This is a genomic window from Flavobacterium sp. T12S277 (assembly GCF_048514875.1).
In the GTDB taxonomy this organism is placed as follows: Bacteria; Bacteroidota; Bacteroidia; order Flavobacteriales; family Flavobacteriaceae; genus Flavobacterium.
The window spans coordinates 81,953-91,799 of sequence record NZ_JBLYEG010000019.1; the positions used below are offsets into that span (position 1 = coordinate 81,953).

9 protein-coding genes are annotated in these 9,847 nt (G+C 36.8%); 5 read left to right on the plus strand and 4 right to left on the minus strand.

The window, feature by feature from the left end:
* Window positions 1-163 precede the first annotated feature (163 nt).
* From ACN1CN_RS20805 to ACN1CN_RS20815, 3 genes are all read left to right on the plus strand, one after another.
* Window positions 164-1,042, plus strand: coding sequence for a helix-turn-helix domain-containing protein (locus tag ACN1CN_RS20805; protein ID WP_419137344.1), 879 nt, complete (start codon window positions 164-166; stop codon window positions 1,040-1,042).
* A gap of 71 nt (window positions 1,043-1,113) precedes the next feature.
* Window positions 1,114-1,941: an SDR family oxidoreductase gene (locus ACN1CN_RS20810; protein WP_419137346.1), complete on the plus strand. Its 828-nt coding sequence runs from the start codon at window positions 1,114-1,116 to the stop codon at window positions 1,939-1,941.
* Window positions 1,942-1,951: 10 nt separating this feature from the next.
* Window positions 1,952-2,332, plus strand: a complete 381-nt coding sequence (locus tag ACN1CN_RS20815; protein ID WP_419137348.1) for a DUF5367 family protein — start codon at window positions 1,952-1,954, stop codon at window positions 2,330-2,332.
* A 324-nt stretch (window positions 2,333-2,656) separates the two neighbouring features.
* Here the strand turns inward: ACN1CN_RS20815 and ACN1CN_RS20820 are convergent, their stop codons facing one another.
* Genes ACN1CN_RS20820 through ACN1CN_RS20830 form a run of 3 tightly spaced genes read right to left on the minus strand, consistent with a single transcriptional unit; the run spans window position 2,657 to window position 4,778 of the window.
* On the minus strand, window positions 2,657-3,928 hold the full coding sequence (locus ACN1CN_RS20820) for an MFS transporter (RefSeq protein ID WP_264524853.1): 1,272 nt from the start codon (window positions 3,926-3,928) through the stop codon (window positions 2,657-2,659).
* 19 nt (window positions 3,929-3,947) lie between these two features.
* A complete protein-coding gene (locus tag ACN1CN_RS20825) occupies window positions 3,948-4,175 on the minus strand; it encodes a hypothetical protein (protein WP_419137350.1) in 228 nt (75 codons plus the stop codon).
* Window positions 4,176-4,181: 6 nt separating this feature from the next.
* Window positions 4,182-4,778: a TetR/AcrR family transcriptional regulator gene (locus tag ACN1CN_RS20830; protein WP_264524855.1), complete on the minus strand. Its 597-nt coding sequence runs from the start codon at window positions 4,776-4,778 to the stop codon at window positions 4,182-4,184.
* Window positions 4,779-5,392: 614 nt separating this feature from the next.
* Here ACN1CN_RS20830 and ACN1CN_RS20835 point away from each other — a divergent pair.
* Together ACN1CN_RS20835 and ACN1CN_RS20840 are read left to right on the plus strand one after the other, a co-directional pair.
* Window positions 5,393-6,631 (plus strand): hypothetical protein, encoded by a 1,239-nt coding sequence (locus ACN1CN_RS20835; protein ID WP_419137353.1) that lies wholly within the window; start codon window positions 5,393-5,395, stop codon window positions 6,629-6,631.
* Entirely contained in the window at window positions 6,622-7,650 is a 1,029-nt protein-coding gene (locus ACN1CN_RS20840; protein WP_419137355.1) for a hypothetical protein, read from the plus strand. The genes ACN1CN_RS20835 and ACN1CN_RS20840 overlap by 10 nt, the downstream gene beginning before the upstream one ends.
* Before the next feature lie 339 nt (window positions 7,651-7,989).
* Here the strand turns inward: ACN1CN_RS20840 and ACN1CN_RS20845 are convergent, their stop codons facing one another.
* A complete protein-coding gene (locus ACN1CN_RS20845) occupies window positions 7,990-9,444 on the minus strand; it encodes a glycosyltransferase family 2 protein (RefSeq protein WP_419137357.1) in 1,455 nt (484 codons plus the stop codon).
* Between the last annotated feature and the right edge of the window lie 403 nt (window positions 9,445-9,847).

Genomic DNA, 9,847 nt, shown 5'->3' on the forward strand with positions numbered 1-9,847 from the left:
AGGCTCTAGCCCTAAAGTTCCAGAGGAACGACGGATATTGTAACAACGGATTTTAATCCGTTGAACAAAACGACATCATATGCTTTGAATTCCGTAGGAATGGCACATATTAAAAATAAATGGTAACTTTTCACCTCTTTTTGAGTCAAATCCTTAAAAACCAATGACAACAGATATTATAGAATTAAATGATTTTATTGTTTTAATCGAACAATCCAACACTTCCAAACCTTTCGTACAGCAATGCGAAATCGACGGAGATGCCGTTGGTTTTGCCTTTTATGGTTCGGGCAATGTCGAACTGGAGATCAAGCATAACGATCAAACTAAATATCTGACCAATACAACGGGCTTAGCAATTTGTTTTTTTGGCAATCAAAAGGTAGCATTCTCCCATAAAATAGAACCGGACAAACCTTTACAGTCCATCAGTATCTTCACCAAACCAAAACACCTGCATTCCTTACCTCAGGCTGAGAAAGAAATTTTCGAAAACTATCTTCCAGAATTATTAAATCCGCGGGAGCATTTTGTTAAGGGTCCTTCTTTTTATATGACTTTGGAAATGCAATTGGCTGTTCAGAAAATTTTCAACACCACTTATACCGGCAATACGAGATTGTTGTTTTTAAAAAGTCAGGTCAATGAACTGCTGGCCCATTTTTATGCACTTTTGGCAACAGGTACCAAAATCGACCTTTCGGAAATGGACAAAAACAAACTTTTTAAAGCAAAAGAAATTGTAACCAATAGCTATTCGAAGCCTCCATCGATCACTCAATTGTCACAAATGGTGGGTTTAAACAGTAATAAACTCAAAAAGAATTTCAAAGAACTTTTTGGTATTCCGGTCTTCAAATTTGTTCAGGAAGAAAGACTTCACAAAGCTTACGAATTACTTCGAGACAACGAAAAAACAGTCCAAGAATCGGCTTGGGAAGTTGGTTATGACAGTCTGAGTTCTTTTTCGAATGCCTTTCATAAAAAATTTGGTATGCGTCCAAATGAAGTTCGGCAACAATTCTTTTCAAACAAATCATAATTCTTTTCGGACAAATGATTCCGTTTTAATCTAAACAACTTTGTATCAGTAATCCTTTAAAAAATACTGATATGAAAAACACCAAAATTTTAGTCCTGGGATCTAATGGAAAAACAGGACGCAGAGTAGCCGAAAGATTAGAACAAATTGAGGGCGTTGAAGTCCGTTTGGGGTCCCGCAATGAAAAAATACCTTTCGATTGGGAAAAACCAGAAACCTGGGAGACTGTTCTTCTGGGCATAGATACGGTTTATATTACCTTCCAGCCTGACTTAGCCATTCCTTCAGCAGTGAATACTATTCAGAATTTTACGCAGCTTGCGACAAAATCTGGTGTTCAAAAAATGGTTTTACTTTCCGGAAGAGGTGAAAAAGAAGCACAGCTTTGCGAGGAAATTGTAAAAAGTACGGCTAAAAACTGGACCATTGTTCGTGCCAGCTGGTTCAATCAAAACTTTAGTGAAAGCTTCTTTCTGGATCCCATACTAGCCGGGATTGTTGCCTTACCAAGAGCTGAAGCATTGGAACCTTTTACCGATGCCGATGATATTGCCGATGTAGTGACCGCCGCTCTGGTAGAGGATAAACACAACGGAAAAACTTATGAACTTACCGGTCCGCGACTATTGACTTTCAAACAAGCGGTAAACGAAATCGCCGAAGCCAGCGGGCGAAATATCACTTTTCAGGGATTATCTTTGGAAGAGTATATTGGAATGTTGAAGGAATATCAAATTCCCGAAGATCATATTTGGCTGATCAACTATCTTTTTGAGCAGGTTTTGGATGACCGAAATTCCAGTATTACATCGGATATAGAAAATATTCTGGGCAGAAAAGCAAAAGATTTTTCTGTCTACGCAAAAGAAACAGCCAAAACAGCAATCTGGAACTCCTAAAACCTGAATTATGAAATATAGCAGAGGAATCTTTTCAGGATTTATAGTTTGGTTGTGCGTTAGTATTTCCTTTTATCTTTTGGATAATACTCCACTTCTGAAAGATTATTTTCTAATACAAGCCGCCATCGTTATGGTACTTATTGTTTTTTATGCTATAGCCGGTGCAAAATTTTATTATCAGAAAAAATACAATACCAACGGTTTTACACTTGGAATACTAATGTCTGCAACAGCATTATTATTAGATGTTTTGATAACCGTTCCTTTTGTTGAAATTCCCGAAGGAAGAAGTTATGTAAGCTTTTTTACAAGTCCGATTTTATGGGCACTGGCTCTTATAAACGCTTTATCGGTTTATTGGTATTGGAAGAGAAAAATTAAACCTTAATCATCGACTCCCAGTTTAGTAATACAATAAAGGACAGATATTTTAAATACTTCCTTTTATTCGACGCGGATAAAACGGGTTTACTCCGTAAAAATGCGAATGAAAACGGATTCTTACCGCATTTAAAAGATTTTTAATTTTAAAATCCGTTTTTATCAGTGTCTTCGCGAAAGCGAATCCGTTAAATCAGCGTTGAATTAAGATTCAGAATTTTTATTGATCAGGCAGAAACGACTTTTCGATTATAACTCAATCTAAAATGCTTATACACAAAAAAGCTTGTCATTAACGGACAAGCTTTCTTATGATTTGAAATCTAAAAAATTAAACTTCTGCCATTTCCGGAACCGGAGTGGGAACAGCTGTATCTTTTGATTGTACTAACTTATTTACTCTCCATATCAAAAATATTGTCGAAAGTGTAATCACCGCAATTACATATCCTAAAATATCATAGTTTTCCAGAGGAGACGTCTTTGTTTTCTGATGTACAATAAATCCGGCACAAACCGCTGCAATTCCGCCTGCAATTTGTTGCAGGGAAGAAGAGATCGACATATAAGCACCACGATCTTCCAGTCCGGGAATAGCGGTGTTTAACGTTGTGGCCGGGATCATTCGGCTCATGATTCCCATAAACATAATCATAGTAAGCACTACGATTTCCCATAAGGGTACAGGGCCAAGATTGGTATAAATAATAATCATAACGACAGAGAGTATTGATCCTGCCGCAAACAGTTTAAACTTACTTACTTTGTCACTTAATTTACCCACCAAAGGCATGATAAAAAGTACCGAAAGTCCGGTAAAGAAAAAGACCATCGGCAATTCGAGCTGACTGATATGAATATTATTCACTAAAAATGCGCTTCCAAATGGCTGTAGCATAAAACCTCCTACAGAGAGAAAAGCAATAGACATAAAACCAATCTGGTAATGTTTGTTGCTAAGGGTATGCCATAAATGCAAGAAAGGACTTTTGTCTGACTGCACTTCTAAATGTTTGGTAATCGGTTCCATTTGTGTAATGATCCCAATAAGAATCAATACTGCCAGAACCGCAATCATAATAAAAGCCGAATGCCATCCCCAGTTATTCGCAAAGTACAATCCTACCGGAATTCCTAAAATCTGACTGGAGGCAAATGCCATTTGTATAAATCCCATTACGCGTCCACGTTGGTGAATTACAAACAAATCGGTTACAATTGCCAAAGAAACTGATCCGATTACACCTCCAAAAAGTCCGGTTACAATCCTTGCCCATAAAAGCATCATATAACTGGTTGAAAGTGCGCAGAAAACCGTACCGATGATAAATCCGATGTAAAAGAAAATTAAAAGTTTCTTTCGGTCAAATTTGTCTGCAAAACCTGCAGCAAGTAGTCCTGAAGCTCCCGCACTAAAAGCGTAAGCAGAAACGGTAAAACCAAAGTTAGCCGTTGTCATATTCAGGGTTTTCATTAAAATGTCTCCTAAAGGAGAGATAACCATAAAATCAAGTATAACCGTAAACTGCAAAAGTGCCAGTATCGCAATAATGATTTTTTGGTGTGAAGAGAAAGCCGGGCTTTCTGTAGTGTTTTTTTTCATTGTTTATAAATGTATTAGTTTAGTCTAACTCCTGACATTCATGGCCAAATTCAGTGACCATACCTATAATTGTTTCGGGTTGTAATGTTTTCGAAACAATCCTGAGTACACAATCAACATCTTCGCAGTCAATGCTCCATTGTTGAATGTCTGAATGATTGTTGAGTTTTTGACGAATGGGACAATCGGGATCCTGATCCCCAATATTGGTTTTAAAAATATGTATTGTATTTAAATTTGTTTCCATAATTTTTCATGGTTTTAGTCCTTTTACAGTGGCCTGAAAGGCTTCTTTCATAATTTCCCGGGTAAGTTTAAAGGGTTTCCCTCCCATACTCTTCCCTTCAGTATGTAAATTTAATAAGGTGTACAAAGGCCCGTAGGCAACACTCCAAAAAGCCTCAAATGTCATCGGAATCAGCTCGTTGTTGCGCAAGCCGTTATCAATAAACATCTTCATAATCCTTCTAAAATCTGCAAACTCCTGAATAGAATCCAAAATGATTTCTGAATGAGGTGAATGTTTGACAATTTCAAAAAATGCAACTTCCTTGGGATACTTCATGGTAAAGTTGGCGCGGTTTTCCCACTGTTTCCATAAACCTTCCTCAAATGACATTTCGGGCGAAAAGTTTTTCACGGTGCTGGTAAAAAACTTCAGCGCAATAATGGCACCTATTTTTTGAATCAAATCATCTTTGTCTTTGTAATAAATGTAGAGCGTGCCAACTGAAATAGAACAGGCCTTCGCGAGCTTGTTCATACTAAAACCCTGAAATCCTTCCTGAACAATCTGGTCAATTGCCATTTCGATTACCAATTTTTCCTTGTCGACATCTCTTGCTCTCATACTGATTATTTTGCTACAAATATAAAACAATAAATGAATGAACATTCTTTTATTTATATTTTTTTGATAAAAAAGAAACAGATTCAAAAACCCACCCGAATATCCTCTTTTACAACTTGATCCTATTAGCATTCAATCAGTTACCATTCTCAGAACTAATATGCATTAAACATCTTGATTGTAGTCTATTTTATCTGAATAAGGAAATAAAAGCCCTTAACAGCAATCACAAACGCTCTATTTTTCTACACAAAACCTAAAGGCTTTTAAACAAATTTAAAAGTATTTTGTTTCTTTCATTCCTATCTTCGTTTCTGACAAAAACTCCGGAAAAGCAGCTGTTTAAAACTGCAAAACGAACATTTCGTTTGACCGGATTATTTTTTTATTAAGTATATTAGCGGCTTTTTAGGTTGCATTATCATAGTGCAGCTTTAAAATACAAATCAGACAACCAGTTATTACATAGCTAATACCAGTTGTTATAAAGTACAAACGAGATAGGAACATGTTTTTTAATTTTGCCTTAGCACTGCCCAAGATAAGGTCCTTTAAAAAACGCATTAAACAACAACAAATTTTATATATAAACCCCATTTTTACCTACTAATCCTATGAGAAAAACCATTTCTTATTTTTTACCTTTTGCCGTTTTCGCAGGTGTACTTTTCGGATGCAGCGATGATGATTCAAAAGGTGACAATTACAAAGCCAATTATTTGCCGGCCATTGATGCGACAACTTTACCAAAAGAAAACCGACCAATGACGATGTTTGAAGACAATGAAAGTCCTTCAAAAATGTATGACAATAAAGACCGCTGGTTCCGTGTTAATCAACCCATGCAAGTCATTCAAAAAGGGAAAGATTCTATACAAATTTCTCTTTACTCTCCGGTTGGACTTACAGATGTAAAAGTCTATGCGAAGTTAGCCAACTACGACAAGCGTTTTTTACTTTTTGAATTCACAAAAGTTCCTGCTTTTCACCGTTCGGCACATCAAATTCCTTTAGTTAACGGAACGCATGATTATCAGCTTGAAAATGGAAAAGCCGTTACCATTGATAAAATTGATGGTTTCTCTTCAGGAGCAATCGAATTTTCAGTAGAATCAACAGATCCCTTATTTGCTAAATTCAAAAAAATCAAATCAAATCGATTAGTACAATTCAGCACGCAGTATCATCTTAATAATCCTGCTGATGATCCTGAAAAGTTTTTACCGATGAATCCTGTTTTAGCCAAAGAAGCGGTCACTATGATTATTAATTATTCTTACGCTCTGAGTCATCCGATCTACTATGATACTTTCATGAATTTTGACATCTACAAAAAAGAACAGGCAGCGACTGCCGGAACTGCCATAAATGGTGCTCTAAACTGGCATGGAAACGCTGATGATGCTAATGGCGTTTACGATTATCTCACCAAGGCCCAAATCGAACAGGCCTACAATACCTACATTGATAGCCGAACCTTAAACATGGCCATGGTTGGCGGAGGTGCTGCCTGGGGCGGAGGTGCATTAGCTTCGCAATATGAAGGCGGTTACATCGTTGGCCACTGGAAAGGAGACATGTCTCTTTGGTCACACGAATATTCACACCATAGTGGTTACAGTCATAGTAGTAATTTAGCCAACAGTGGCGAAGGCGGTGGTCAACAGGAAATGTTTGCTCAATTCTACAGGTATTTAATACACCTGAATGATCTTCCTTTCACAGATCCTGATGTATTAAAAGGATATACGAAAAAAGAATATCTAAGAGGGACTTATACTAAACCTGTATTTAAAATTGACCCAAAAAACCCATTTTTAGTAAAATATAAAGAAGACGGAAAATGGAAATAACCTATAAAACTATCATGAACAAAATACCATTTTTATTAGTATTACTTTGCCTTTTTGTTGGTTGCAGCAAAGATTCAGAAGGTGCTGAACCTACAACATACAATTATTTTTATCCAACCGATGAAGCATCGATAACGGCTGCTCAAATTGGAAACGGAACGGGAACTTTAGATCCTAAAGGAATTGCGATTGCCAACGAAAAACTATATGTAGCGAATGGCGATGTACTTGAAGTATTCAACGCGGTAACTTTGGCGCATATCAAAACCATTACAGAGTACAAAAAAGGAACAACAACAATCCCGATGGCCGCAATTACTTCTGTCGCTGTCGATAAAGGTCGTATTTACATTGGAAGTCGCGAGTCGAGACTTTTTGTAATCGATGAAACTACAAATGCCGGAATTAGTGTGCTTGGAAACGGCCAATGGTGGCAAACTTTTGTACACGTTTTTGGTGTTGTGGTTAGAGATGGTTTAGTTTTCGTAAAAGAAAAAGAAACCTCGATTAAAGTTTTCGAAACTACTCAAATTACCGAAAGCAGCGAGTGGAATTTAAAACCTATCGCCAAATTAAACACGCTAAACGGTTTTGACCAAATTTATTCTATGGATGTAGATGCGGGAAATTTAGTAGTAGCCGGAAGAGATGCTAAAAGTTATTTGTATTACAACATTGACGCTATCAAAGCCAATGCTGCACAATCTTTGACTGAACCTATAAAACCGGTAACAGTACCTTTTGATGCAAAACCTATTGCCGTTAGTTTTACGAAAGACTGGGCTATTACATCTGAAAACGTAGGAAGTAACAATTACCTGCGTCTTTACACAAAACCAGATTTTATGAACCGTATTTTTACGGCAAGTGTCAATGCTTCTGATATTTTAGGACAAAATCCGTTTGGAAGTATTGTTGGTGTAGCACAATTGAACGATCGTTTGTTTTTATCTGATAATACCAATAAAAAAATTCGAGTGCTGAAACTTAATAAATCTGTAATCGCAGAACAGCGCTAACAGTTACTGCCTTTTAATTATTTGAAACCTCTGAAGTTAAAACTTTAGAGGTTTTTTTATTGAAACACAATATATTGTTCAGATTGCTTACCCTGTTCTCCCATCCTATTGATCAGTAGATTTTCACCATCATTATGTACGTTATTAATTCTGTCGATCTTTGCGCAAGCCTTTGTGTTCTTAGAGGTTAAAAACAACCCCAGGATTTACAGATTCATATCCCCTCTTTCTTTAATCCCAATTGCTTATCTTCTAAAAATAAAAAACTCCCACTCAAAATGAGCAGGAGTCCTAAAAAAACAAATCAATTTCTATTTTTTTAATTACAATATTCTTTTTTTAAGCCAATCCTCGGGTTAACCAGCCTTTTTTATTGGCAGTAACTATTGCATACGGTGTAATCCAAAACAAACTGAAAGTATAGAAAACACTGTACGAATATGCCCAAAGTGAATCGGCAAAATTATATCTTTTCGTATAAAACAATACCGGGAAACTTGATACCACTAAAATTGCCAAAAGTGTAGAACTTAAAAACAATAACGGATGCATCGCGATGAAAAAGAACATAAAAAATAGAAACGGATACGCCATAATCATCTTCAAAGATTGATTGACAAATAAAAGTCGGGCTCCAAATTTAGATTCTTCTCTAAAATCTGTAAAAACATATTTCGCCATAGCGATATTCTCACGCACATTACTTCTGCTCCATCTGATAAACATTTTGTACAATCCGGTATATTCTTCTGGTACATTTGTAAGCACATAAGCATTTCTCTGAAACAGTACATGCTGTCCTTGTCTCAAAATCATGTTGGTCATGGCGCGATCTTCACCAATGTCTGACGGCTGTCCCATAAAAGTCTGATTGATCCATTCGTCCAGACAAGCAAAAACCGAAGTTTTTCTGTAAGCCGCTGCTGCTCCCGGAGTACAAAGCACTGAACCCAGTCTGCTTTCCGCAGAACGCATGAATTCAAAACTCATCACAAAACTCACATTCAGCATTTTTGGTAAGATTGCTTTTTTGCTGTTCAATACATGAACGTTTCCGGCAACTGCACCACATTTTTCATCTACTACAAACGGACTCACTAAGTTTCTTAAGGTATCTTTTTTTACGATGGAATCACTGTCTACCGTAACAAAGATTTCTCCCGTTCCCAATTCGAATCCACGGTGTAAGGCATGACGCTTTCCTTTGTTTTCAGGTTGTTGGAAAATCGTCAAACGATCGCCTAATTTTATTTTAGCTTGCTGCATCCAATACCAGGTATCGTCTTTACTTCCGTCGTCAACAGCTAATATTTGCATTTTTTGCTCCGGAAAATCGCTTTCTGCCAAACTCATCAAAGTATCCCAAACCAGTTTCCCTTCGTTATACGCAGGAACAATCACGGTACAGGTTGGCAACATTTCATCTGAAACAGATTCGATTGGTTTATAAGTAAAATACAAGTATAAATTATACAGAAAAACTCCGGCTTGAAATACAAACAATACCCCTGCCAGTACCAGGAAAGGAAATCCCCAGTCTGAATTCATTCGCTCCAACTGAAACTGATCGAAATCGGCTTGTAAATAATAGGCAGAATAAGCTCCGATAAACAATAACACAAAGGTGCTTACCAACACAAACAATCCTGTTTTACTTTTGGTGCGCTCGCTTACTTTCTTCGAAGCTACATTTGAATTACTAATACGAAAAATGGAACTGTTTAAGGCTTGTTCGGTATTAAGATCTGGATTTGAAGTATAAAACTGTTCTGTTGTTAGGGTTTCACTTTTCATATGACACTAATTTGATTGCTTTCTAATGGCTTTTATTTAATTGCTTCCCTCCGATGCTCCATTTTCATTTATTGGAGAGAATTTTATATAATGCCTTTTTGCAAGCGTTGTGCCATAATTAATTTTCGCTGGTTTCTAGCGAATTAGAAGCTTTAGCTGTTTTTCAAGTGTGTAATTATTACACGTTTTTGTACACAGTATACAGTTTTTGTTGGGGTTTTGTTAGAGTTTTGGGAGGTTTTAAGCTGAGATTTTATGGTCTTTGAGCATGACGAAGTGCAAATTCCGGTTATATTGATCACCCCATTCCGTTTTAAAGTGAGCACCTGATTCCAGTTCAAAATGACCACCTAATTCCGGAGCAAAATGACCACCTCCGTTTTGATTAAAAACTATATTTTTT